Raw genomic sequence first — 25,059 nt, forward strand, 5'->3', positions numbered from 1 at the left:
CCGCCACCCCGACAGGGTGGCGGGCTGCCGTCGTTTCGGGTGAAGCCGGTGCTCGGTGCGTGCCGAAACGAATCTCTCCACGTGCAGGACGCGGACGGCACCGGCGTACCATACTTGCCCAATGTCGCTCTCGGCCGCCGTGAGCCGGATTCCCGGCATCGCCACGGCACGCAGGTACCAGCGCGGATGGCTGCGGACCGACATCACCGCGGGTTTGGTGGTCAGCGCGCTGCTCGTGCCCACCGGCATGGGATACGCGGCAGCGGCGGGACTGCCTGCCCACATGGGCATGTACGCCACGATCGTGCCCATGCTGGTGTATGCGCTTGTCGGCCCGTCGCGCATCCTCGTGGTCGTTCCGTCTTCCGCCCTGGCACCGCTGATCGCTGCGGCGGTCGTTCCCCTCGCCGCGGCAGGAGATCCCGCCCGCGCCGTGGCGCTAGCCGGTCTGCTCGCCCTGATAGTCGGAATTCTGCTGTTGTTCAGCGGGATTCTGCGCCTCGGATTCATCACAGAACTGCTGTCCAACCCCATCAGGGTCGGATTTCTCAACGCTATCGCTCTGATCGTGATCGCGAGCGAGGTCCCGCACCTACTCGGTGCGAATACCCGGCCGGCCGACCTCTTCACGAACCTCCGGAATGCTGCGGACGCGGTGCGCGGGGGTGCGCTCGGATCGCTCGCCTTCCTCCTCGGCGGCGCGACCCTGATCCTGATCGTGGTGGTACAGGTGCTGTGGCCACGAGTTCCGGGCATCCTGATCGGGGTCGTCGTGGCCACCGGGGTGACAGCTGCTTTCGGGCTGGGCGACAAACTCGAGACGGTGGGCGCGCTCCCGTCGGGGCTCCCTGGCCCGGCCCTCGGCGGGCTCGCGTGGAGCGACGTCGCGACTCTGCTCGGCCCCGCTGTCGCGATCGCCGTCATCGGTTTCGCCGACACCTCCGTCGTGTCCCGCGCTTTCTCGTCCGAGCGCGGTGAGGACGTGAACGGAAGCTCCGAGATGCGGGCGCTCGGCGTCGCGAACCTCGCGGCCGGTGTCACAGGCGGGTTCCCGGTGTGCGGTAGCGGAAGCCGCACGCCTGTCGTCCAACGCGCGGGCGCGCACACCCAACTCGCCGGAGTGGTGGGAGCACTGACGGTCCTTGCCTTCCTCCTGCTCGCACCCGGCGCGACGGGCAACCTTCCGCGGTCCGCTCTCAGCGCCGTCGTCATCGTCGCTGCGAGTGCGCAGTTCAACTTCGCCAAGGTCGGGCATCTGTGGCAGGTGGCCAAGATCGAATTCGGTTTGTGTTTAGCGGCATCCGTCGCCGTCATCCTCACGGGCGTGCTGCGAGGCGTACTGATCGCGATCGCGCTGTCGCTGATGGCGTTGGTGATCCAGACCTGGCGGCCTCACCGCGCCGAACTCGTCGAAGTCCCCGGAATCGCCGGATATCACGACAGAGCGCGCCATCCCGAAGGCCACCGGATCAGAGGGCTCCTCCTGGCACGGTTCGACGCACCGCTGTTCTTCGCGAACGGCTCGATTCTCACGGGCTATGTGCGCGCACTCGTGCAGGAGCGATCCGATCGGGTGGAGTGGGTGATCCTCGTGGCCCAGCCGATCACCGATCTCGACACGACGTCGGTCGAAGAGCTCGAGCGGCTCGACGAATACCTGTCCCACAACGGAATTCGATTCGGCTTTGCGGCACTGGAGGGCCAGGAGAGAGAAAAGCTTCTGCGCATGCAGTCGGAAAACCGCTTCCATCGGGAACAGTTCTATCCCACCTCTCGTGCCGCCGTGATCGCCTTCCGGCACCGGCGCGACACCGGTATCACCCGTCGGACAATTCGTGCGCGTCCGGACATTTCGCCGACGGGAACCGCCGGACGGAGCGCACGGCGGAGGCCGCGCCCGGTACCGGGCGCCAGGCATTTGCGGCGGCGACGCTGAGGTACCCGCGACGTCTTCCGGCCGTATACGGGTCGGCCCAGGATCGCGTGGGGGACTCCACCCCGCCCCGCTGTACCCCGCTGGACGATCCCGGTGGGCCCGTAGTGGGGGCCGGGGCACTAAACTGTGTGCGGTCGCGGGTGAACGCGCCTTCCGACAGGCGTCGGCGCCGCCGACCACCCACACATTCACGACACAGGGAGTCCACACGTGAGCCAGAATGGCCGTCCAGTAGTCCTGATCGCCGACAAGCTTGCGCAATCGACCGTCGATGCGCTCGGTGACGGTGTCGAGGTGCGCTGGGTGGACGGCCCGGACCGCCCGGCGCTGCTCGCAGCCGTACCCGACGCGCATGCGCTTCTCGTCCGGTCCGCAACGACCGTCGACGCAGAGGTGCTCGCCGCCGCGACCAACCTGAAGATCGTCGGCCGCGCAGGTGTCGGTCTCGACAACGTCGACATCGCCGCCGCCACCGAGCGCGGCGTGATGGTCGTCAACGCCCCGACGTCCAACATCCACTCGGCCGCCGAGCACGCTGTCGCGCTGCTCCTCTCCACCGCGCGCCAGATCCCGGCCGCCGACCGCACGCTGCGCGAGAAGACCTGGAAGCGCTCGAGTTTCAACGGCACCGAGATCCTCGGCAAGACCGTCGGCGTCGTCGGCCTCGGCCGGATCGGTCAGCTCTTCGCGCAGCGCCTCGCCGCGTTCGAGACCGACATCATCGCCTACGACCCCTACCTGCCCGCAGCGCGTGCGGCACAGCTGGGGATCGAACTGGTCGACATCGACGAACTCGTCGCGCGGGCCGACTTCATCTCCGTGCACCTGCCCAAGACCAAGGAAACCGCCGGTCTGCTCAACGCGGAGCGTCTTGCCAAGACCAAGGACGGTGTGATCATCGTCAACGCCGCTCGCGGCGGTCTCATCGACGAAGGCGCACTGTACGACGCGCTCGTCTCCGGCAAGGTCCGCGCAGCAGGACTCGACGTCTTCAACTCCGAGCCGTGCACCGATTCGCCGCTGTTCGATCTCGACAACGTGGTCGTGACTCCCCACCTCGGGGCGTCCACCTCCGAGGCCCAGGACCGGGCGGGCACCGATGTCGCGAAGAGCGTGCTGCTCGCGCTCGCCGGCGAGTTCGTGCCGGACGCCGTGAACGTCTCCGGTGGCCCGGTCGGTGAAGAGGTCGCGCCGTGGCTGGAACTGGTCCGCAAGCTCGGCCTGCTCGCCGGCACCCTCTCGCCCGAGGCAGTCCAGAACGTCCAGGTCGTCGCGAGCGGCGAACTCTCGTCCGAGAACGTCGAGATCCTCGGACTCGCTGCGCTGCGTGGCCTGTTCTCGGCCAGCAGCGACGAGCCCGTCACCTTCGTCAACGCACCGCAGCTCGCCGAGCAGCGCGGCGTGACCGTCGAGGTCGAGAAGGTCAGCGAGGCGCAGACCCACCGCAGTTCCGTCGAGGTGCGCGCCGTGGCCGCCGACGGTCACGTCACGCAGGTCGCGGGTGCGCTCACCGGCCTGCAGCAGGTCGAGAAGATCGTCAACATCAACGGACGCAGCTTCGACCTGCGTGCCGAGGGCCACAACTTCATCGTGCACTACCAGGATCGTCCGGGTGTCCTCGGAACACTCGGCACCGTTCTCGGTAACGCCGGTATCGACATCCAGGCCGCCGCACTGAGCCAGGATGCCGAAGGCCCGGGCGCGACCGTCATCCTGCGCGTGAACCGCGTCGTGGGTGACGCCGAGGTCGCGCAGATCGTCGAGCAGCTCGACGCACGCGTCGCGCAGGTCGACCTGTCCTGATCGTTTCCGGGGCGTCTACGGGCGCCCTCGGGCCCAGCATCGTCCGGTGGCCGCGACCGTCTCAGCACGGTCGCGGCCACCGTCGCACAGGAAGTGAGCACCAACCCATGAAACTCGCAGTCATCCCCGGTGACGGAATCGGTGTCGAGGTCACAGCCGAGGCGCTGAAGGTGTTGCGCGCCTTGGTTCCGGACCTCGAGACCACCGAATACGACCTCGGCGCAAAGCGATACAACGCAACCGGTGAACTGCTGCCGGACGCGGATCTTGCGGCAATCCGTGAACACGACGCAATCCTGCTCGGCGCCATCGGAGATCCGTCGGTCAAGCCCGGGGTGCTCGAGCGTGGCCTGTTGCTCAACATGCGGTTCGCTCTCGACCACCACGTGAATCTGCGTCCTTCGCGGCTGTACCCGGGTTCGGTGTCGCCGCTCGCGAAGAGCCCCGACATCGACTTCGTCGTGGTGCGTGAAGGCACCGAGGGTCCGTACACGGGCAACGGAGGAGCGATCCGGGTCGGTACGCCGCACGAGATCGCCACCGAGGTGTCGATCAACACCTGGTTCGGTGCGGAGCGCGTCGTGCGGTACGCGTTCGCGCTGGCGCAGACCCGCCGCAAGCACCTCACCCTCATCCACAAGACCAACGTGCTGTCGAATGCGGGTGCGATCTGGACCCGCGCCATCGAGACCGTGGGTCGCGAGTACCCCGACGTCGAGACCGCCTACTGCCACATCGACGCGGCGACGATCTACATGGTCGACGATCCGTCGCGGTTCGATGTGATCGTCACCGACAATCTCTTCGGCGACATCATCACGGACCTGGCGGGTGCGGTCACCGGCGGTATCGGCTTGGCGGCCAGTGGCAACATCGATGCCTCGGGCACCAATCCGTCGATGTTCGAACCGGTCCACGGCTCGGCTCCCGACATCGCGGGCAAGGGCATCGCGGACCCGACGGCGGCGATCTTGTCGACTGCGTTGCTGCTGCGTCATCTCGGGCGCGACGAGGATGCCGCCCGTGTCGAGCAGGCCGTGGAAGCGGATCTCGCGTCGCGGGGATCGGGACCGATCGTCACGACCGACGTCGGTGACCGTATCGCCGCAGCGCTCTGACGCGGTGCTGGTTCCGGTCGCCTCGGCAGCCGGAACCAGCACGGCCGGTTAACTTTTCGGAATCACCGGTGCTGCGGCTGCCGGTGCGATCGCTGCGATCGCGAATGCCGCCGGGAACCCGACCACGGCGATGAGCGCGCCGAAGGCCGGCCCCACCGCAGCTGCCGCGACGAATTGCCCGGTGTTCTGGACGCCGAGCGCACGTCCTCCCCAGTACGGCCCCGCGATCTCCGCAACCGCCGTGAACGCCAGGCCGTTCGGGGCCGAGGTCAGCACCGAGGCGACGAGCAGGACGACGACGGCTGCCACCGATCCGGACAAGGATGTCGCGGCCAGTGCGACCATCGCGAGGACCACCGATACAGCGACGAGTCGCATCGGACCCAGCCTGCTACCCACCCGGTCGGACCAGCTTCCGGCGGCGACACGGCCGAGGGCGGCGAGGATCTGGGCCACCGCGATCAGTAGACCGGCACCGGTTTCGTCCCATTCCCGATCGGTGATCAGCCACACGAGTGAATAGGTCCACACGACGTACTGCGGCACCACCAGCAGGATCGAAGCCGCGTGGATGCGCGCGAGGGTCCACGAACTCCGATACGGATTCGCGAGCATTCCCGTGCGGTGCGCCTCCGCCCGGTCGGGCCGGGGTGGGTCCAGGATTCCGAGCGCGCACGCGAGCGCCGCGATCCCGCAGGCGAGCGCCGGAAAGGCGAGTGCCCAGGCGACGCCGTGGTGCGCGGCGACCGGGGGAATGACGAGTGCTCCTGCCGCGACGCCGAGGGGCACCGACATCTGACGGATTCCCATCGCGAGCCCTCGTTGGCGGGGTGCGAACCACCCGACGACGACGCGCCCGCTCGCGGCGTTCGCGCTGACGGCGCCGGCGCCGGCGAGCACGAGCAGTATGCCCAGCGCGGGAATCGAGGTGGTGAGGGTGGCTGCGGCCGTTGCCGCCGACGCGAGCCCCAGTCCCGCCGTCAACGCGAACCGCTCGCCGAATCGGTCCGAGATCGCGCCCCACATCACGAGAGTGAAGACGCCACCGAACAGCGGTGCGCCCGCAAGGGTTCCGGCCTGCGCAAGCGACAGACCCGCCTCGGTATGGAGCGAGGGGATGAGGAACGCCACTCCGTTGACGATCGTGGCCTGCGCCGCCTGTGCCAGTACGCCGACGGCCAGGATGAGCCAACGCCGTGCCCCGATTTCACCCGCGTCCATCGTTTCCCACTATCTAGGATAATGATCCCGTATCTTGAAATTGTGGGCTCACTTTATACGGAGGCCGACGCCCGCGTCGATAGGAGGTGGGCGCCGCCCCGTTAGACTTCCCGCATGCGCCTTGGTCGAATTGCCAGTCCGGATGGTGTCGCTTTCGTCAGCATCGAGGGGGAGGGGGATTCTGCAACCGCGAAGGAGATCGCCGAGCATCCCTTCGGTACGCCCACCTTCACCGGACGTAGCTGGCCGCTCGCCGATGTCCGGTTGCTCGCTCCCATCCTTGCCAGCAAGGTGATCGCTGTCGGCCGCAATTACGCTGCGCACGCCGCGGAATCGGGGAACGAGGTTCCCGAAGAGCCGGTGATCTTCCTCAAGCCGAACACGTCGATCGTCGGGCCGGGTGCCCCGATCGTCATTCCCCGTAATGCTTCTGTCGTTCACCACGAGGCCGAGCTGGCCGTCGTGATCGGCAGGCCGTGCAAGGACGTACCGGCGGCGAAGGCGCGTGAGGCGATCCTCGGATACACCGTCGCGAACGACGTCTCGGCCCGTGACCACCAGGCGGCCGACGGACAGTGGACGCGCGCCAAGGGGCACGACACGTTCTGCCCGCTGGGGCCGTGGATCGAGACCGACCTCGACCCGTCGGATCTCGAGATCACGGCGGAGGTCGACGGGCAGCAGCGTCAGCGGAGCCGGACTTCGCTGATGGTCCACGACATTCCGAAGCTCATCGAATGGGTGTCGGCGGTCATGACCCTGCTTCCGGGCGACGTCATTCTCACCGGCACCCCCGAGGGCGTCGGACCGATCGTCCCGGGCGACACCGTTTCCGTCACCGTCGAGAAGATCGGAACGCTGACCAATCCCGTCGTGGCCAAGGGCGCCTGACCGGGCGGTCTCCGCTTCCTGGGCGGGGGTCAGGGGATAGCCTGGGAGGGTCTCCCCGTCGATCCTCAACCCTGAGCGAGTCATGACCAGCAGCGAAGTACGTGTCCGTTTCTGTCCGTCCCCGACCGGAACCCCGCACGTGGGTCTCGTGCGTACCGCCCTGTTCAACTGGGCCTTCGCGCGTCACCACGGCGGCACGTTCGTGTTCCGCATCGAAGACACCGACGCTGCCCGGGACAGCGAGGAGTCGTACCAGGCGATCCTCGACGCGTTGCGCTGGCTGGGACTCGAATGGGACGAGGGCCCGGAGGTCGGCGGACCGTACAAGCCGTACCGCCAGTCGGAACGTCGCGGACTCCACATCGGCGTCGTGGAGAAACTGCTCGAGGCCGGCGAGGCCTACGAGTCGTTCTCGACCGCGGAGGAAGTCGAGGAGCGCCACAAGGCGGCGGGCCGCGACCCCAAGCTCGGCTACGACAATTACGACCGCGACCTGACTCCAGAGCAGCGGCAGGCATTTCTCGACGAGGGACGCAAGGCCGTGGTGCGGCTGCGGATGCCCGACGAGGACCTGACGTGGCACGATCTCGTCCGCGGTGAGACGACGTTCAAGGCCGGCAGCGTTCCCGATTTCGCGCTCACACGCGGTAACGGCATCCCGCTGTACACGCTCGTCAATCCCGTGGACGACGCGCTCATGAAGATCACGCACGTCCTGCGTGGCGAGGACCTGTTGTCGTCCACGCCTCGTCAGCTCGCTCTGTACGCCGCGCTGCAGCGCATCGGGGTGGCCGACTTCACGCCCGAGTTCGGGCACCTTCCGTTCGTCATGGGGCAGGGAAACAAGAAGCTCTCCAAGCGCGATCCCGAGTCCAACCTCTTCCTTCATCGCGACCGCGGTTTCATCCCGGAGGGACTGCTGAACTACCTCGCGCTGCTCGGCTGGGGGCTGGCCGACGACCGCGACATCTTCTCTCTCGACGAGATGGTCGCGGCCTTCGACATCGGCAAGGTCAATTCGAACCCGGCGAGGTTCGACCAGAAGAAGGCCGACGCGATCAACGCCGAGCACATCCGGATGCTCGAGCCGGCGGACTTCGCGAACCGTCTGAAGACGTTCCTCGTCGAGCACGGTCATCTTGCGGCCGACGTGGACGACACGGTGTTCCGGAAGGCCGCCGATCTCGTTCAGACGCGCATCGTGGTGCTCTCCGACGCGTGGGATCTGCTGAAGTTCCTCTTCGTCGACGAATCCGACTTCGTTCTGGACGAGGCGGCCGCCGCGAAGAACCTCAAGGAGGAAGCGGCGCCGGTCCTCGACGCCGCGCTCACGGCGTTGGACGGTCTCGACGACTGGTCCACGGAGGCGATCGAGGAGGCCCTCAAGACGGCCCTCATCGACGATCTCGGACTCAAGCCGCGTAAGGCCTTCGCGCCGGTGCGTGTGGCCGTCACGGGCTCGCACATCAGCCCGCCGCTCTACGAGTCGATGGAGTTGCTCGGACGCGAGCGCACCCTGGACCGTATGCGGGCGGCTCGGGCCGTAGTCGGCTGATCGGCGCCACCACCGATCGGCCACCACCGATCGGCCACCACTGACCGGCGCCCGCGTAGCTTCCGCTACGCGGGCGCTTCGGTTCGAGGCCGATTTACCTGCTTTGACCAGGCGATTTGTAGTTGTGCACGGTGATGGTGCTAATCTTTCTCTCGGTTCGGGAACGGAGGCCGGAGCGCAGTGCGCAGGCCGAAGGGACAGTCCATTGGGGTATGGTGTAATTGGCAACACAGCTGATTCTGGTTCAGCCATTCTAGGTTCGAGTCCTGGTACCCCAGCTGCGATGTGGTGGTTTGCCCGCCACGTCTCGGCCAGCTAAGCTGGCTGAGCTTCCCTCGGGAAGCGTAACGAGAAGAAGTTCTCAGGCCCCCGTCGTCTAGCGGCCTAGGACGCCGCCCTCTCACGGCGGTAGCGTGGGTTCGAATCCCATCGGGGGTACCATGAGCGGCCCATCGATCTCCGGATCGGTGGGTGTTCTTCTCTGAAAGCAGGCGTGCCTTCCGGGGCGTGTCGAAGGAAAGTCCAGGCCCCCGTCGTCTAGCGGCCTAGGACGCCGCCCTCTCACGGCGGTAGCGTGGGTTCGAATCCCATCGGGGGTACAGGCAGAAGACCCTCCGAGCATTGCTCGGAGGGTCTTTTTCGTGCCGGGCCCATCTCATACGCTCTTGCGCCGGAACTCGCGGTGGTGGTCCGCGTGTGCCTTCGTTCCGCGAGCCTTGGATTGAGCGTCGAGGTGCGCGGTGCCGTGGACGTCGCGCTCCTTCTTACGTAAGAGCGCGTCGCGGAATTCTTGTTTGAGGCGTTCCTTCTCCGGGTCGGTCATGGTGTCCCCTTCCTTCGCCGATGCCCTCGAAATGTAGCGCCGGGGGAACGGCGCTGTCGCCCCATTTATCGGGGCCGAGGTTCAGCGTGCGGTCGAGGAGAGGTACGCAGCCGTGGTGCCGCCGATCTCCATCGCGGGCAGACCCAGCTTGCGGTGATCCCAGGATCGGACCCGCCCGGGCACGACACGCACAGCGACCCGCTTGGTCATCATCTGCTCCACCGCGGGCCGCGCCTCCTCGGTGTAGGGGGCGGTGTACCGATTCCACACGTCGCGGCAGACGGCGAACACGGCGTCGTGGTCGTCGGTGATCTCGGCGTGGCCCTCGATCGCGACGCCCCGTAACCGGTCGTACGTGTCGCCCGCCTCGACGAGTGCGGTGACGCGGTTGTCACGCCGGAGATTCACGACCTTCTGGGACTTCGCCTTCGTCTCGAACCAGATCTCGCCGTCCAGTACCGCGTACCACATCGCGACCAGGTGGGGCATGCCCGTGGGGCCGAGTGATGCGAGGGTCGCCACACGGCTGTGGTGGAGGAAATCGGAGATTTCCGAGTCGGTCATAGCGATTTCGGCGCGACGGTTGGTTCCCATGACGAGAACTGTGACATACCACGCACATCCGCCACCAGGGGTCGTCAGAGTCGTTTCTGCAACGCCTCGGCCGCGGCGAGAAGGTCTGCGGCCCATCGGGCACCCGGCCGGCGCCCCATGCGGTCGATCGGTCCGGATACCGAGACCGCGGCGACGACAGCACCGCCACCGTCCCGGACGGGTGCGGCCACGGACGCAACTCCGGGTTCGCGTTCGGCCGCGCTCTGCGCCCATCCGCGACGGCGGACTTCGGTGAGAACGCGTTCCCCGAATGCGGCCTCGGGCAGGATCGCGCGCTGTACGGCCGTATCGGCCCACGCGAGCAGAACTTTGGCGCCCGATCCGGCGGTCATCGGCAGACGCGAGCCCACAAGGACGGTGTCGCGCAGTCCCGTCGGTGGCTCGAGTGCTGCGACGCACACCCGGTGGGTGCCTTCGCGGCGGTACAACTGCACGCTCTCGCCGGTGATTTCGCGCAACCGGGGAAGGACGAGGGAGGCGGCCTCGACGAGCGAGTCGCCGGCGCCGGTGGAGAGTTCGGCCAGACCTGGGCCCGGGCGCCACTGACCGTCGCCGTCGCGCATGAGGAGGCGGTGTACTTCGAGACCGACTGCGAGACGATGCGCCGTGGCGCGCGGCAGACCTGTGCGGGTGCACAACTCGTTGAGATTGCAAGGCTGTTCGGCCACCGCGTGTAGGACAGTCATCGCTTTGTCCAACACTCCGATCCCGCTATGCTGTCTCATAGGTCGATACCTCCGTCTCGCATGCTGGGAAGCATATCGCATGCGGAACGAGGCGGGGACGACACCATACGCGGACCGGACAGCCCTGAATCGGTCTCGCGTTCGTCACGTACGACAGGTGGAGAAGATGGCTGGAAAGACTCTGGCGGAGAAGGTGTGGGATCAGCACGTCATCGTGCGTGGTGGAGGAGAAGGTGCGGCGCGAGAGCCGGATCTGATCTACATCGACCTGCACCTCGTGCACGAGGTGACGAGTCCGCAGGCCTTCGACGGCTTGCGGCTGGCGGGACGTTCGCTGCGCCGTCCCGATCTCACCATTGCGACCGAGGACCACAACGTTCCGACGATCGACATCGACAAGCCGATCGCCGATCCCATCTCGCGCACGCAGGTAGAGACGCTGCGTCGCAACTGTGAGGAGTTCGGCGTCCGGCTGCATCCGATGGGAGACCTCGATCAGGGCATCGTCCACGTGGTCGGGCCCCAGCTCGGACTCACCCAGCCCGGTATGACGGTGGTGTGCGGCGACAGCCACACCTCCACCCACGGGGCATTCGGTGCGCTCGCAATGGGTATCGGCACCAGTGAGGTCGAGCACGTCATGGCGACGCAGTCGCTGTCGCTGCGGCCTTTCAAGACCATGGCGATCACCGTCGACGGCGAACTGCCGCCGGGCGTCACCTCCAAGGACCTCATTCTCGCGATCATCGCCAAGATCGGTACCGGCGGTGGGCAGGGTTACGTCCTGGAATACCGCGGCGAGGCGATTCGCAAACTCTCCATGGAATCGCGGATGACGATCTGCAACATGTCGATCGAGGCAGGCGCGCGCGCCGGCATGATCGCTCCCGACGCCACCACCTACGAATTCATCAAGGGTCGTCCGCACGCGCCGAAGGGTGCCGATTGGGACGCGGCTGTGGAAGCGTGGGAACAGCTGAAGACCGACGACGACGCGGTTTTCGACGCAGAGGTCCATATCGACGGCAGTGCGCTCACCCCGTTCGTGACGTGGGGGACCAACCCGGGCCAGGGCGCACCGCTCGGCTCCACGGTGCCGGTGCCTGAGGAGATCGCGGAGGAGACCGCGCGGTCTGCTGCCGAGAAGGCCCTGCGATACATGGACCTCGAACCCGGTATGCCGCTGCGCGACATCAAGATCGACACCGTGTTCGTCGGTTCCTGCACCAACGGCCGGATCGAGGATCTGCGTGCCGTCGCCGAAGTGCTCGACGGACGGAAGGTCGCCGACGGCGTGCGGATGCTCGTCGTGCCCGGTTCGATGCGTGTTCGTGTCCAGGCGGAGGAGGAAGGTCTCGGTGAGATCTTCACGGCCGCAGGGGCGGAATGGCGTCAGGCCGGCTGCTCGATGTGCCTGGGCATGAACCCGGATCAGCTTGCCCCGGGGGAGCGGTCGGCGTCGACGTCGAACCGTAACTTCGAGGGGCGGCAGGGCAAGGGCGGTCGCACGCACCTCGTCTCCCCGGCAGTCGCCGCCGCAACAGCGGTGCGTGGCACCCTCTCCGCGCCGGCGGATCTGGACTAGAGCACAGGACCGAGGAGATATTTCGATGGAAGCCTTCACTACTCACAAGGGCATCGGCGTTCCCCTGCGCCGGTCCAACGTCGACACCGACCAGATCATCCCGGCGGTGTATCTGAAACGCGTCACCCGCACCGGATTCGAAGACGGCCTGTTCGCCGCGTGGCGTAACGATCCGGCGTTCGTTCTCAACACCCCACCGTTCGACCGCGGCAGCGTTCTCGTCGCCGGTCCGGATTTCGGCACCGGTTCCTCGCGTGAACACGCGGTGTGGGCCTTGTCCGATTACGGATTCCGGGTTGTGATCTCGTCCCGCTTCGCCGACATCTTCCGCGGCAATGCCGGAAAGGCCGGACTTCTGGCCGCTCAGGTCGAGCAGGACGACGTCGAATTGCTCTGGAAACTCATCGAACAGCAGCCTGGGCTCGAACTCGATGTGAATTTGGAAACTCGGACAGTGACCGCCGGAACCACAGTGGTGCCGTTCGTTATTGACGACTACACGCGGTGGCGTCTGCTCGAGGGTCTCGACGACATCGGGTTGACGTTGCGCCAGGTAGAAGCCATTTCCGAGTACGAAAAGTCAAGGCCTTCTTGGAAACCACGGACTCTTCCGGCCCCGTGATCCGAGGCTGAAAAGGCCCCTTCAGGTCCCGGTTCGACCCCCGGTCGGGCCGGGACCTGCGACTTATTTGCATGAGAATCCGCGTGGCACATAGACTCTAGTCCGTTTGCGGGTCTACCGTGGACTGGAGTCGGTCTGACGGTGGACCGTAGATGTGCGGAGGAAATCATGAACAAGGCAGAGCTGATCGACGTTCTGACCGACAAGCTCGGTTCGGACAGGCGTACCGCCACGGCGGCCGTCGAGCACATTGTGGACGCGATCGTGCGTGCCGTGCACGACGGGAAGAGCGTCACCATCACCGGATTCGGTGTCTTCGAGCAGCGTCGCCGTGCGGCGCGCGTTGCCCGCAACCCGCGCACCGGTGAAACGGTCAAGGTCAAGCCGACGTCGGTGCCGGCTTTCCGTCCGGGTGCGCAGTTCAAGGCAGTCATCGCCGGTACCCAGAAGCTCCCCGCCACGGGACCGGCCGTCAAGCGCGGTGCTGCTGCAGCAGTGAAGAAGTCCGCTGCCGCCAAGAAGGCTGCGAAGAAGACCGCTGCCGCCAAGTCGACTGCGGCCAAGAAGACCACCGCAGCCAAGTCCACTGCAGCCAAGAGCACCGCGGCGAAGAAGACCACTGCGGCAAAGTCGGCTCCGGCCAAGAAGACCACCGCGGCGAAGAAGACCACTGCGGCAAAGTCGGCTCCGGCCAAGAAGACCACCACCGCAACCAAGAGCACCGCGGCGAAGAAGACCAGCACCGCAGCCAAGAAGGCTCCGGCCAAGAAGACCACCACCGCAACCAAGAGCACCGCGGCGAAGAAGACCACCACCGCAGCCAAGAAGGCTCCGGCGAAGAAGACCACCACCGCGGCCAAGAAGACCACTGCGGCGGCGAAGAAGGCTCCGGCCAAGAAGACCACGGCCCGCAGGACCGCCAAGAAGTAATTCGGCCGAGCAGTAATCCGGCGCCGAGCAACAGGTCGACGCCCACCACCGGTCCGCGTGTGCGCGGGACGGGTGGCATTCGGCGGCTACCGGACATCTCCGGTAGCCGCCGTCGGCGTCTGAGATCCACACAGCGACCGCCGGGCGGCCGGACGCGCCCCCGGTGGCCTGAGCCGGTCCGGGAGCGGGGGTCGGTCAGGACTGCTTCGAGGGCAGCGGACTGTCGAGGTGGTCGGCTGCGAGGAGACGGTCGCCCTTCAGCGAGAGCACCCACATGCTCGCCTTGCGATTCCGTGCGGGCGGGAGTGTGATCCCGTCCCGGTCCGCCCACCACGAGACCAGATCGGGAATGACCTTTCCCTGGCTGCAGATGACCGGGGTGCCACCGCGCGCGACGATGTCGAGTGCACGCTTGCGGCCCAGTTGGGGATCTGCGTTGTATTCCTCTTCCGACAGCGAGGGTTCGAGCGCAACCTCGGCGCCGATGTCCGCCGCGAACGGTGCCACGGTCTCGACGCACCGCGTGCGGTCGGCCGACGTGACGCTGTCGCCGCCGAACGCGCGCAACTGGGGGACAAGTGCTGCCGCTTGTGCCTTGCCGGCCGCATCGAGAGGTCGGGTCCGGTCGTCGCCCCGATGCTTCTTACGGCTCCCGGCCTTCGCGTGCCGGACGATCACTACCGTCGCGGTGTCGGCGGGCAGCAACCGGAAACGCCGGAGCACGCTCCGGTCCATCGGGTACGACAGCTGGTCGAACGCGGCTTCCGGTGTAACCCAACGCAATTCGTCGACTTCGTTGTTCGGGACGAACTCGCCGTCGGCCGGCTTCGCTGCCCAGTAGTCCACCCGTTTGAGTTTCCGGTGCCCGGGCACCGGATATGTCACCCGGCCGAGGTGCCGGCCGAGGACGGGCTGAAATCCTGTTTCTTCCTGGATCTCACGGACCGCGGCGACGACTGCGGTCTCCCCGGGGTCGAGTTTCCCCTTCGGAAACGACCAGTCGTCGTATCGGGGCCGGTGGACGACCGCGACTTCGATGTCGCCACCGGCGAGCCGGCTCATGTCACCACCGGCGGGACGCCACAGCACTGCACCTGCGGCAAAGATGTTGGCCTTCATCGGCTTATCGGACGAATCGGTCACCGGTGCCTCCGCCTTACGATGCGCGGCTGCGCATGAGTTCCATCTGGTGGTCGCGCGCTGCCGTGCCCGGCGCGGGGGAAGCCGTCCACGTGCCGTCGGCCTCGAGGGTCCAGCACCGCGTAGCCGGATCGAGCGCGGAATCGAAAATGTCCTGCAACTGATGTGCCAGCCGAGGGTTTTTCACCTGCACCATGACCTCGACCCGGCGGTCGAGGTTGCGGTGCATCATGTCGGCGCTGCCGATCCAGCACTCGTCGCTGCCGAGGAAGTGGAATATGCGCGAATGTTCGAGGAACCGACCGAGGATGGACCGGACGGTGATGTTCTCGCTCAGACCCGGAACGCCCGGTTTGAGCGCGCAGATTCCGCGCACGACGATTTCGACCGGGACGCCGGCGCAGGACGCGCGATAGAGGGCGTCGATGACCTGTTCGTCGACGAGGGCGTTGGCTTTGAGGCGAACCCGCGTGGGCCGGCCCGCCGCATGGTGTTCGATCTCCCGGTCGATGCGCTCGATGATCCCCTTGCGAACTCCGTGGGGCGCGACGAGCAGGTTGCGGTACTGCTCCTTCCGCGAGTAACCGGTGAGGGTGTTGAACAGGTCGGTCAGATCGGCGCCGATCTCCGGCGACGAGGTGAGCAGACCCACATCTTCGTAGAGCCGCGCGGTCTTCGGGTTGTAGTTGCCTGTGCCGATGTGGCAGTAGCGGCGAATGGTGGACCCTTCACGTCGAACCACCAGGCATGTCTTGCAGTGGGTCTTGAGTCCCACCAGGCCGTACACGACGTGCACGCCCGCCTGCTCGAGTTTTCGCGCCCATTTGATGTTCGCCTGCTCGTCGAAACGCGCCTTGATCTCGACGAGAGCCACCACCTGCTTGCCGGCTTCCGCGGCCGTCACCAGTGCGTCGACGATGGGGGAGTCGCCGGAGGTGCGGTACAGCGTCTGCTTGATCGCCAGGACCTGGCTGTCTGCGGCGGCCTGCTCGATGAACCGTTGAACGCTCGTCGAGAACGAGTCGTACGGATGGTGGACGAGGACGTCCCCCTCGCGCAGCGTCGAGAACACGCTCTTCGGTGTCTCCCTTTCCCCGAAGGCGAAATGCGTTGCGGGAACGAACGGCACATCCTTCAGATCCGGGCGGTCGACGGCATGGACCTGCCACAGGCACGACAGGTCGAGGAGGCCGGGGAGCTGGACGACGTCCGCAGGGTCGACGTCCAACTCGCGGAGCAACAGGTCGAGCATGTGCTCGGTCATGTCGTCGGACACCTCGAGGCGGACGGGCGAGCCGAACCGTCGTCGTGCCAGTTCTCGTTCGAGCGCTTTGAGAAGGTCTTCGTCGCGGTCCTCTTCGACCTCGAAATCGGCGTTGCGTGTCACCCGGAACGCGTGGTGCTCCACGATTTCCATGCCGGGGAACAGCACGTCCAGGTGAGCCGCGATGAGCTCTTCGAGCGGCAGGAATGCCGCGAGGCCGTGAAGCGACCCGGCGCGATCGACACGGACGAAACGATCGACGTTGTCGGGCACCTTGACTCGCGCGAAGTGCTCACCCGAGGATTCGCAATCCTTCACCGTCACAGCGAGATTCAAGCTCAGGCCGCTGATGTAGGGGAACGGGTGGGCGGGGTCGACGGCGAGGGGGGTGAGGACGGGGAACACCTGCTCCGCGAAGTACCGCGTGAGCCGTCCACGTTCGTCGGCGGTCAGATCCGCCCATTTGATGATCGAGATGCCCTCGGTTTCGAGAGCCGGCAGGACCGAGTCGAGGAATACCTGGGCGTGCCGGCCCGCGAGTTCCTGCGTGCTCGACGCGATGAGTGCGAGCTGGGCCCGGGGAGAGAGGCCGTCGGCGGACCGAACGGACAGTCCGGTCTCCGCGCGGCGCTTGAGCCCCGCGACCCGCACCATGTAGAACTCGTCGAGGTTCGACGCGAAGATCGCGAGGAACTTGGCGCGCTCGAGCAGCGGCTGGGAAGTGTCTTCCGCCAATGCGAGTACCCGGGCGTTGAAGTCGAGCCAGCTCAACTCGCGGTTGAGGTACCGATCGCGGGGCAGACCGTCGTTGCGGTTCGTCCTCAGCTGGGAGTCGATGGCGGCGGGTGGGGCGCTGGTGGCGGTGGCCACGCGTCCCTGCGGTCGGGTGGTGCCGGCTAGGGCACCTTGATCGGTTTCGGCACTCTGTTCGATGCCGACGCTCTGCTCGGGGGTGTCGCCGTTGGTCACCGCCCCATTGTGTCAGGAACCGGGGAGGTGTGACGCTCCTGGCGGGAGGTCGGATACGGGAAGGGAAGTGCGGAGCCGATGCGGTCGAGTAAACCGGCGGTGGCCGCACCGACTCCCAGACGCACCGCGGCCCCCAGATCGTCGATCGTGTCGACGTCGAGTCGCAGGCCGGGTAGGTGCGCCTCCACGGCGAGGGCACCGTCCTCGAGGTGCCGGTGCGCGGAATCAGGCCCGAACCGGGGGTGCAGCGGACGCTGCGACGTGCAGTGGAGAAGTGCGGTGGTACCCGAGCCGGTGTGGTCGGCGACGATCATGGTCCCCGTCGCGCGGGCCGCGTCGAGTGCCTCGGCCAGTTCGTGGGGGCGCAAGGAGGGCAGGTCTGCCTGCAACGCGACGAGATCGACACCGGGCGATTCGTCCCGGGCGTGTTCGGCGGCGGATCGCAGGGCCGCGTTCAGCGAGTCCTGCCGGTCCTCACCGCTCGCGGCCGGCGGATCTGCGAGCACCGCTGCGCCCGACCGCCGAGCAACGGCTGCGACCCGGCGGTCGGAAGTGATCACGGTGACCACGGCGTCGTCGGTTTCCCGGGCTGCGGCGAGAGTGTCCTCGAGCATCGCGAGCACCAGTTCGGCGCGTGCGTCCGGTTCGAGGGCATGGGCCAGTCTCGACTTGGCCAGGCCGAGGGCCTTGACCGGGACGAGAATGTGCACCGCGGGCATGGGCGTGATTGTGCCAGCCGGTCGCGGGCGAGGGCGGGTCGCGGTGCCGTCCGTCCACCTGGGCGATACTGAAAGCATCAGCGTGTGGTGACGCGCACGCCGGATCGCGCGTCGGAACGAATGAGGGGACAGAGGGGGATTTGTGACCAAAGCGGCAGTTCTGGGAGCAGGGTCGTGGGGGACTGCCTTCGCGAAGGTGCTCGCAGAAGCAGGCACCGACGTGACGATCTGGGCGCGCCGGGCGGAGGTGGCGCAGGCCATCGGTGAGCACCACGAGAACCCGGCCTATCTGCCCGGAGTCGCGCTCCCCGCGTCCCTGAGGGCGACGACCGATCATCGTGTGGCGCTCGACGGCGTCGACTTCGCGGTGCTCGCGGTGCCGAGCCAGTCCTTGCGCGCCAACCTGGGGTCGTGGCGCGAGGACATCGGGTCCGGCGCCACCCTGCTCAGCCTCGCCAAGGGGATCGAGAGCGGCACCCTCATGCGCATGAGTCAGGTCATCGGCCAGGTCACGGGAGCCGACCCGCATCGCATCGCCGTCCTCTCGGGCCCGAACCTGGCTCGGGAGATCGCCGAGGGGCAGCCCGCCGCGACGGTGATCGCGTGCCCCGATTCGACGCGTGCGCTGGAGATTCAGAAGTCGTGCGCCACAGGCTATTTCCGTCCCTACACGAACTCCGACGTCATCGGCTGTGAAATCGGCGGCGCGTGCAAGAACGTGATCGCTCTGGCATGTGGCATGGCAGCCGGGGTGGGCCTCGGCGAGAACACCGTCGCCAGCATCATCACCCGGGGCCTCGCGGAGATCATCAGGCTCGGCGTCGCGCTCGGTGCCATGCCGACCACCCTCGCCGGCCTCGCAGGAGTCGGGGATCTCGTCGCGACGTGCAGTTCGCCGTTGTCCCGCAACCGCTCGTTCGGTGAACGCCTCGGCAGAGGGGAGTCGCTCGAGAGCGCGCAGGAGGCCACCCACGGCCAGGTCGCCGAAGGCGTCAAGTCCTGCACGTCGGTGCGAGCCCTCGCCGCGAGCTACGACGTGGAGATGCCACTCACCGATGCGGTGCACCGGGTGTGCCACGAGGGGATGTCGGTGCACGACGCGATCGGTCTGCTGCTCGGCCGACAAATCAAGCCGGAATAAGCACATGACCGGTGATTCCACTCGTTGTGTGAAAGCTGTTGCCTCCGAAGGCACGCCGGGCTCGCCGCTCCAGCAGGGCCCGGTATTCGCCGCGCCGTATCTGCTCGGCGAGGACGAAAGCGGGGAGGTGGACACCTACGCACGCGCGTCCAACCCCGGCTGGCGTGCCCTCGAAGCGGCCCTCGCGACGCTCGAGGGCGCTGTCGCCGCGCGGGTCGTCGGATCCGGTATGTCGGCGATCACCGTCGCGCTGAGAGCGTTCAGCCGACCCGGTGCGACCGTCGTGGTGCCCGCCGACGGCTATTACCAGGTACGTGCCTACGCGCAGGACTTCCTCGCCGGCCACGGCGCGGTCGTTCGTGAACTCTCCGTGGCCGAGTTCGGCGACGGAACGCTGCGCAGCATCCTGGCCGGTGCCGGCGAGGGCGCGGTGGTGCTCGCCGAAACCCCGTCCAATCCCGGCCTCGACATCGTCGACCTTCGTGCCACCGCCGAGTTGTGCAGGGCGGCGGGGGCGCTGCTGCTGGTCGACAACACCACCGCCACTCCACTCGGGCAGACCCCACTCGCCCTCGGGGCAGACATCGTCGTCGCCAGCGGTACGAAATCCCTCAGTGGACACAGCGATCTTCTGTTCGGATACGTAGCCGTCTCGGACACCACGCTGCTGCCGCGGCTCGATCGTGAGCGCTTGCACTCGGGCACCGTGCTCGGGCCGTTCGAAACGTGGCTGGCCCACCGCAGTCTCGGAACAGCGGGGCTGCGGATCGAACGGCAATGCGCGAACGCCCTCGCCGTCGCCCGGATGCTCAGCGAGCACCCCGCCGTCACCGGAGTGCGCTACCCGGGACTGGACTCGGACCCCGCTCACCCCGTGGCCGTCACACAGATGCAGAAATTCGGGCCCCTGGTCACGTTCGCGCTTCCCAGCGCACACGACGTCCATCGGTTCGTGAACGCTGCCGAGCTCGTCCTCCCGGCGACGAGTTTCGGCGGTATCCACACCACCGCGGATCGCCGGGCTCGCTGGGGCGATCCCGTGGCGGACGGCTTCGTCCGGTTGTCGTGCGGAATCGAAGACACCGCCGATCTTCTCGGCGACCTGCACGCGGCCCTCGGCTCGTTGTGACATCTCGGGCGGCGGGCCGGGCGGGCGAGCGGAACGGGACGCGGCTGGGGAGACAGCGCGAGTTACCGGTACGGTTTGTGCCGTGAGTACGCCCCGAACCCGGGTGGCCGTCGTCTTCGGCGGTCGCAGCAACGAACACTCCGTCTCCTGCGTGTCGGCAGGAAGTATCCTGCGCAACCTCGACCCCGAGCAGTACGACGTCGTCCCGATCGGGATCACGACCGACGGCTCGTGGGTTCTGGGCGACAGCGACCCCGAGCATCTCGCGAAGGCGGGTCGCGAGCTTCCCGTCGTGGACGCGAACGGTTCGTCGCTGGTGCTCACCGCGGACCCCACCCGCAGTGGCGACATCGTCGCGCTCGACGAGGTGGAGTTCGGCAAGGTTCTCGCGTCCGTCGACGTGGTCTTTCCGGTGTTGCACGGCGCATACGGCGAGGACGGCACCATCCAGGGCCTCCTCGAACTCGCAGGCTTGCCCTACGTCGGTCCGGGGGTGCTCGCGAGCGCAGCCGGAATGGACAAGGAGTTCACGAAGAAACTGCTGGCCGCGGAGGGGCTGCCGGTCGGCTTCCAGATCGTGATGCGGCCGGGTACGGCCACCCTCACCGAGGAACAGAAGCAGCAACTGGGACTTCCCGTCTTCGTCAAGCCGGCCCGCGGCGGATCCTCGATCGGCGTCAGCCGCGTCACCGACTGGGCGGCATTCGACGCCGCCGTCGGCAAAGCCCGAGCGCACGATCCGAAGGTCATCGTCGAATCCGCCATCGTGGGCCGCGAAGTCGAGTGCGGCGTGCTCGAGTTCCCCGACGGTGACGTGCGGGCCAGCGTGGTCGCGGAGATCCGCATGCCCGATATCTCCGGCGACCACGAGGCGTTCTACGACTTCGACACCAAGTACCTCGACGACGTGTGCGAGTTCGACGTGCCGGCGAAGTTCGATACCGCTGTCTCCGATGAAATTCGTGAGCTGGCCGTCCGCGCGTTCCGCGCGCTGGATTGCCAGGGTCTGTCCCGGGTCGACTTCTTCGTCACCGCCGACGGGCCGGTGATCAACGAGATCAACACGATGCCCGGCTTCACGTCGATCTCGATGTATCCGAAGATGTGGGAAGCCACCGGAATCGGGTACCGCGAACTCGTCGACATCCTCGTACGGACCGCGCTCGCGCGAGGCACCGGTCTTCGCTGACCCGGACGGGCGCCGCGCTTGTCGGAGCCCCCGTATCCACGACTAGGCTGTGGGCATGACTGCCGTGACTCCCGACTCAGTGGTGACCGACGCCGGAGACACCCGTGAAGCCGTGCATGCCGCGGCCCGCCGCGCCCGCGTCGCGTCCCGCCGTCTTGCGTTGCTGACCACTGCCGAGAAGGATGCCGCGCTCCACGCGGCCGCCGACGCCGTGCTCGCCGCGACCGACGCCGTGCTCGCCGCCAACGCCGAAGACATCGCCGCTGCCCGCGCGGCCGGTACGGAAGAGTCCCTCCTCGATCGGCTGCGGCTGACGTCCGCGCGGGTCGAGGGCATCGCGTCGGGTCTGCGTCAGGTCGCGGGACTGCCGGACCCGATCGGCGAAGTCGTCCGCGGTTCGACGCTGCCCAACGGACTCGAGTTGCGGCAGTTGCGGGTGCCGCTCGGCGTCGTCGGCATGGTCTACGAGGCCCGCCCCAATGTCACCGTCGACGCGTTCGGTCTTGCTCTCAAGTCGGGCAACGCGGCGTTGCTGCGCGGTTCGTCCTCGGCGGCGCGTTCCAATGCCGCGCTCGTCGCCGCGCTACGCCCCGCGCTCGAAGCACAGGGTCTGCCGGCCGACGCGGTGCAACTGCTGCCCAGCGCGGACCGTTCGTCGGTCACCCATCTGATCCAGGCCCGCGGGCTCGTCGACGTGGTGATTCCGCGTGGGGGCGCGGGTCTGATCGCCGCGGTCGTCAGGGATGCCACCGTGCCCACCATCGAGACCGGTGTCGGTAACTGCCACGTGTACGTCCACGCCGCTGCCGACCTCGAGATGGCCGAGAAGATCGTGGTGAACGCGAAGACCCGCCGGCCCAGCGTGTGCAACACGGCGGAGACGATCCTGGTCGACAAGGCCGTCGCCGACACCGCCGTCCCGCAACTGCTGGACGCACTGCAGTCGCACGGCGTGACCGTGCACGGCGACCTGCCCGGTCTGGTCCCGGCCACCGAAGAGGACTGGGCGCAGGAATACCTCACGCTCGACGTCGCGCTCGCGGTGGTCGACGACCTGAATGCGGCCGTCGAGCACATCGATCGGTACGGAACCGGTCACACCGAAGCCATCGTCACGTCCGACCTCGCGGCGGCCCGGGAGTTCACCGCTCGCGTCGATGCGGCAGCCGTTATGGTCAACGCGTCGACGGCCTTCACGGACGGTGAGCAGTTCGGGTTCGGAGCCGAGATCGGAATCTCCACGCAGAAACTGCACGCCCGGGGTCCGATGGGCCTGCCGGAACTGACCTCCACCAAATGGGTGGTGTGGGGCGCCGGCCACACCCGCCCGGCCTGAACCCGGCCGGCTCGACGAAAGGACTCAGCGTGGATCGTGCGCTGCCCATCACCCCGCCGATCTTCGCGGATGTCCAGGAAGTGATCGATCGCCTGGCGGAGACCGGTTACCTCGCGGACAAAGCCACGGCCACCGCGGTGTTCCTCGCCGACAGGCTCGACAAGCCCCTGCTCATCGAGGGGCCCGCAGGTGTCGGCAAGACGGAACTCGCGCGGGCCGTTGCCCAGACGTCCGGCGCGGAACTGGTTCGCTTGCAGTGCTACGAGGGCGTCGACGAATCCCGCGCGCTCTACGAGTGGAACCACGCGAAGCAGATTCTGCGGATCCAGTCGGCCGGCGCGAACGCCGCAGCCGGTGAATCGTGGGACGAGACCAAGGCGGACGTGTTCTCGGAAGAGTTCCTCCTCTCCCGTCCGCTGCTGACGGCCATCCGCCGCGAGGATCCGACGGTGCTGCTCATCGACGAGGTCGACAAGGCGGACGTGGAGATCGAGGGCCTGCTGCTCGAGGTGCTGAGCGACTTCGCGGTCACGGTCCCCGAACTCGGCACGATCACCGCGACGCGCAAGCCCTTCGCCGTGCTGACATCCAACGCCACCCGCGAACTGTCCGAAGCGCTCAAGCGGCGCTGTCTGTTCCTGCACCTGGATTTCCCCGACGCCGACCTCGAACGCCGGATCCTCGCGAGCCGGGTGCCGGAGCTTCCGGACGCGATCGCCGAGCAACTTGTGCGCACAGTCCGGGTGCTGCGCGGCATGCAACTCAAGAAGGTGCCGTCGGTAGCCGAAACCATCGACTGGGGCCGGACGTTGCTCGCACTCGGGCTCGACACGCTCGACGACGCAGCCGTGCGCACCACCCTCGGGGTCGTGCTCAAGCATCAATCCGACCAACTGCGCGTCGCGGCCGAGCTTCGGCTGAACTGACATGGCCGGCGCGTTTCAGACTGGCTCGGGGACACCGATCGCACCACACGGTCTGCCCGGGCACCTCGTCGGATTCGTCGAGTCGCTGCGCCGCCGAGGTATCGCTGTCGGCCCGTCGGAAACGGTCGACGCGGGCCGGGTGATGACCGTGATCGACCTGCTCGACCGGGAAGCCCTGCGGGAGGGGCTCGCCTGCACGGTGCTGCGCCGCACCACCCACCGGCCGACCTTCGACGCGCTCTTCGACCTGTGGTTCCCGCCGGCCATCGGGCACCGCACCGCCGACACACCCGACGCCGACCTTCCGCGTACTCCCGACGGCGATATCGACCTCGACGCGCTCCGCGAACTGCTCGCCGAACTGCTCGCCGACGACTCCGCCGAAGCGCAGGCCGCCGTCGAGACGCTCACCGCGCAGATGGTGGAAGAACTCGGGCAGTACAAGTCCTCCAACGGACCCTCCTTCTCGGCGTATCAGGCTCTGCGCGAGGTGGCCCCGGAGACGCTGCTCACCCGAATCCTCGAGGGCTTGCTCGGAAACAGCGCACCGGATGCGCGTGCGGACGGCGACTACGAAACCGAGGTCGCCCGGCGAACCGCGGCACGGAGAATCTCGGACTTCCGGGCAATGGTCGAACGGGAGACGCGGCGGCGCACCGCAGAACACCTCGGCCGCGAACGCGTCGAGAAGTACGGGGTGCCCAAGTTGGCGGAGGAAGTCGACTTCCTCCGCGCCTCCGATGCCGACATGGTCGCGCTCCGCCGCAGCGTGATGCCCCTCGCGCGTCTGCTCGCGAGCCGCCTCGCGGCCCGCCGCCGCCGGTCTCGTGCCGGCGCGATCGACCTGCGCCGCACACTGCGCAAGTCCATGTCCACCGGCGGCGTGCCGATCGACCTGATCAACCGCAAGCCGCGACCCGCCCGGCCGGAACTGGTCGTGCTGTGCGACGTCTCCGGTTCGGTGTCCGGTTTCTCGCACTTCACCCTGCTCCTCGTGCACGCGCTGCGCGAACAGTTCTCCCGGGTGCGGGTGTTCGCCTTCATCGACACGACCGACGAAGTGACCCACTACTTTTCGTCGGGCGCCGACCTCGGTGACGCGATGTCGAGGATGCTGCGCGAGGCGGACCTGATCACCTACGACGGACACTCCGACTACGGCAACGCGCTGGCGACCTTCGCCGAGCGTCACGCCCACAGCCTCACCGGCCGGAGTTCGCTGCTCATCCTCGGGGACGCACGGACGAACTACCGGAATCCCAACCTGGATGTGCTCGAACATCTCGTCGGTGTCGCGCGGCACGCACACTGGCTCAATCCCGAGCCGCGGGGCCAATGGGGCTCCGGAGATTCGGCGGCCCGCGCGTACGCGGAGGTCATCACGATGCACGAGTGCCGGTCGGCGCAACAGCTGGCCGCGGTGGTGGCGGGCCTGCTCCCGGTGTGACCCCGTAAGCTGAA

At 67.3% G+C, this 25,059-nt stretch carries 21 protein-coding genes and 3 tRNA genes; 17 read left to right on the forward strand and 7 right to left on the reverse strand.

Going from position 1 to position 25,059, the window contains the following annotated elements:
- Positions 1–121 precede the first annotated feature (121 nt).
- From ACFWU2_RS20335 to ACFWU2_RS20345, 3 genes are all read left to right on the forward strand, one after another.
- On the forward strand, positions 122–1,936 hold the full coding sequence (locus tag ACFWU2_RS20335) for a SulP family inorganic anion transporter (protein ID WP_378610074.1): 1,815 nt from the start codon (positions 122–124) through the stop codon (positions 1,934–1,936).
- 210 nt (positions 1,937–2,146) lie between these two features.
- A complete protein-coding gene (gene serA / locus ACFWU2_RS20340) occupies positions 2,147–3,739 on the forward strand; it encodes a phosphoglycerate dehydrogenase (protein WP_378610075.1) in 1,593 nt (530 codons plus the stop codon).
- A gap of 107 nt (positions 3,740–3,846) precedes the next feature.
- The gene (locus tag ACFWU2_RS20345; RefSeq protein ID WP_378610076.1) at positions 3,847–4,857 is read left to right on the forward strand and encodes a 3-isopropylmalate dehydrogenase; all 1,011 of its coding nucleotides are present in this window, start codon (positions 3,847–3,849) and stop codon (positions 4,855–4,857) included.
- A 48-nt stretch (positions 4,858–4,905) separates the two neighbouring features.
- On the opposite strand, the gene ACFWU2_RS20350 is transcribed toward ACFWU2_RS20345, so the two are convergent.
- Positions 4,906–6,078: an MFS transporter gene (locus tag ACFWU2_RS20350; RefSeq protein WP_378610077.1), complete on the reverse strand. Its 1,173-nt coding sequence runs from the start codon at positions 6,076–6,078 to the stop codon at positions 4,906–4,908.
- Between the two features lie 114 nt (positions 6,079–6,192).
- On the opposite strand from ACFWU2_RS20350, the gene ACFWU2_RS20355 reads away from it, so the two are divergent.
- The 5 genes from ACFWU2_RS20355 (at position 6,193) to ACFWU2_RS20375 (ending at position 9,123) form a co-directional block, all read left to right on the forward strand.
- Positions 6,193–6,969 carry a fumarylacetoacetate hydrolase family protein gene (locus tag ACFWU2_RS20355; protein WP_169619633.1) on the forward strand — a complete coding sequence of 259 codons (777 nt, stop codon included), beginning with the start codon at positions 6,193–6,195 and terminating at the stop codon, positions 6,967–6,969.
- A gap of 82 nt (positions 6,970–7,051) precedes the next feature.
- Positions 7,052–8,524, forward strand: coding sequence for a glutamate--tRNA ligase (gltX, locus tag ACFWU2_RS20360; protein WP_378610078.1), 1,473 nt, complete (start codon positions 7,052–7,054; stop codon positions 8,522–8,524).
- A 206-nt stretch (positions 8,525–8,730) separates the two neighbouring features.
- A tRNA-Gln gene (locus ACFWU2_RS20365) sits at positions 8,731–8,802 on the forward strand.
- Positions 8,803–8,889: 87 nt separating this feature from the next.
- Positions 8,890–8,965 (forward strand) — tRNA-Glu (locus ACFWU2_RS20370).
- An 85-nt stretch (positions 8,966–9,050) separates the two neighbouring features.
- Positions 9,051–9,123 (forward strand) — tRNA-Glu (locus ACFWU2_RS20375).
- A gap of 56 nt (positions 9,124–9,179) precedes the next feature.
- On the opposite strand, the gene ACFWU2_RS20380 is transcribed toward ACFWU2_RS20375, so the two are convergent.
- The 3 genes from ACFWU2_RS20380 to ACFWU2_RS20390 form a co-directional block, all read right to left on the reverse strand.
- On the reverse strand, positions 9,180–9,347 hold the full coding sequence (locus tag ACFWU2_RS20380) for a DUF5302 domain-containing protein (RefSeq protein WP_378610079.1): 168 nt from the start codon (positions 9,345–9,347) through the stop codon (positions 9,180–9,182).
- An 81-nt stretch (positions 9,348–9,428) separates the two neighbouring features.
- Positions 9,429–9,941 (reverse strand): pyridoxamine 5'-phosphate oxidase family protein, encoded by a 513-nt coding sequence (locus ACFWU2_RS20385; protein ID WP_378610080.1) that lies wholly within the window; start codon positions 9,939–9,941, stop codon positions 9,429–9,431.
- A 44-nt stretch (positions 9,942–9,985) separates the two neighbouring features.
- On the reverse strand, positions 9,986–10,687 hold the full coding sequence (locus ACFWU2_RS20390; RefSeq protein WP_378610081.1) for an IclR family transcriptional regulator: 702 nt from the start codon (positions 10,685–10,687) through the stop codon (positions 9,986–9,988).
- 118 nt (positions 10,688–10,805) lie between these two features.
- Between ACFWU2_RS20390 and leuC the strand changes: the two genes are divergently transcribed.
- The 3 genes from leuC (at position 10,806) to ACFWU2_RS20405 (ending at position 13,785) form a co-directional block, all read left to right on the forward strand.
- The gene (gene leuC / locus ACFWU2_RS20395; RefSeq protein ID WP_378610082.1) at positions 10,806–12,233 is read left to right on the forward strand and encodes a 3-isopropylmalate dehydratase large subunit; all 1,428 of its coding nucleotides are present in this window, start codon (positions 10,806–10,808) and stop codon (positions 12,231–12,233) included.
- A 25-nt stretch (positions 12,234–12,258) separates the two neighbouring features.
- Positions 12,259–12,855 (forward strand): 3-isopropylmalate dehydratase small subunit, encoded by a 597-nt coding sequence (gene leuD / locus ACFWU2_RS20400; protein WP_169620357.1) that lies wholly within the window; start codon positions 12,259–12,261, stop codon positions 12,853–12,855.
- 168 nt (positions 12,856–13,023) lie between these two features.
- Complete coding sequence (locus ACFWU2_RS20405) at positions 13,024–13,785, forward strand: HU family DNA-binding protein (protein ID WP_378610083.1); 762 nt, start codon at positions 13,024–13,026, stop codon at positions 13,783–13,785.
- A gap of 195 nt (positions 13,786–13,980) precedes the next feature.
- On the opposite strand, the gene ACFWU2_RS20410 is transcribed toward ACFWU2_RS20405, so the two are convergent.
- From ACFWU2_RS20410 to cofC, 3 genes are read right to left on the reverse strand one after another with little or no spacing between them, the layout of a single operon-like run.
- Positions 13,981–14,928, reverse strand: a complete 948-nt coding sequence (locus tag ACFWU2_RS20410; RefSeq protein ID WP_378610084.1) for an NUDIX domain-containing protein — start codon at positions 14,926–14,928, stop codon at positions 13,981–13,983.
- 13 nt (positions 14,929–14,941) lie between these two features.
- The gene (locus tag ACFWU2_RS20415) at positions 14,942–17,158 is read right to left on the reverse strand and encodes an RNA degradosome polyphosphate kinase (RefSeq protein ID WP_378610085.1); all 2,217 of its coding nucleotides are present in this window, start codon (positions 17,156–17,158) and stop codon (positions 14,942–14,944) included.
- Positions 17,155–17,877, reverse strand: a complete 723-nt coding sequence (gene cofC, locus ACFWU2_RS20420) for a 2-phospho-L-lactate guanylyltransferase (protein ID WP_378610086.1) — start codon at positions 17,875–17,877, stop codon at positions 17,155–17,157. Before cofC ends, ACFWU2_RS20415 begins: the two co-directional genes overlap by 4 nt.
- Before the next feature lie 142 nt (positions 17,878–18,019).
- Here cofC and ACFWU2_RS20425 point away from each other — a divergent pair, with 142 nt between their 5' ends.
- From ACFWU2_RS20425 to ACFWU2_RS20450, 6 genes are all read left to right on the forward strand, one after another.
- A complete protein-coding gene (locus ACFWU2_RS20425; RefSeq protein WP_378610087.1) occupies positions 18,020–19,018 on the forward strand; it encodes an NAD(P)H-dependent glycerol-3-phosphate dehydrogenase in 999 nt (332 codons plus the stop codon).
- Between the two features lie 4 nt (positions 19,019–19,022).
- Positions 19,023–20,147 (forward strand): cystathionine gamma-lyase, encoded by a 1,125-nt coding sequence (locus ACFWU2_RS20430; RefSeq protein WP_378610088.1) that lies wholly within the window; start codon positions 19,023–19,025, stop codon positions 20,145–20,147.
- An 82-nt stretch (positions 20,148–20,229) separates the two neighbouring features.
- The gene (locus ACFWU2_RS20435; RefSeq protein ID WP_378610089.1) at positions 20,230–21,336 is read left to right on the forward strand and encodes a D-alanine--D-alanine ligase family protein; all 1,107 of its coding nucleotides are present in this window, start codon (positions 20,230–20,232) and stop codon (positions 21,334–21,336) included.
- Between the two features lie 55 nt (positions 21,337–21,391).
- Positions 21,392–22,672: a glutamate-5-semialdehyde dehydrogenase gene (locus ACFWU2_RS20440; RefSeq protein WP_378610090.1), complete on the forward strand. Its 1,281-nt coding sequence runs from the start codon at positions 21,392–21,394 to the stop codon at positions 22,670–22,672.
- A gap of 29 nt (positions 22,673–22,701) precedes the next feature.
- Entirely contained in the window at positions 22,702–23,598 is an 897-nt protein-coding gene (locus tag ACFWU2_RS20445) for an AAA family ATPase (RefSeq protein ID WP_378610091.1), read from the forward strand.
- A 1-nt stretch (position 23,599) separates the two neighbouring features.
- On the forward strand, positions 23,600–25,045 hold the full coding sequence (locus ACFWU2_RS20450; RefSeq protein ID WP_378610092.1) for a VWA domain-containing protein: 1,446 nt from the start codon (positions 23,600–23,602) through the stop codon (positions 25,043–25,045).
- The last annotated feature ends 14 nt before the right edge of the window (positions 25,046–25,059 follow it).

Source organism: Rhodococcus sp. NPDC058639, from assembly GCF_042717545.1.
GTDB lineage: Bacteria > Actinomycetota > Actinomycetes > Mycobacteriales > Mycobacteriaceae > Rhodococcus.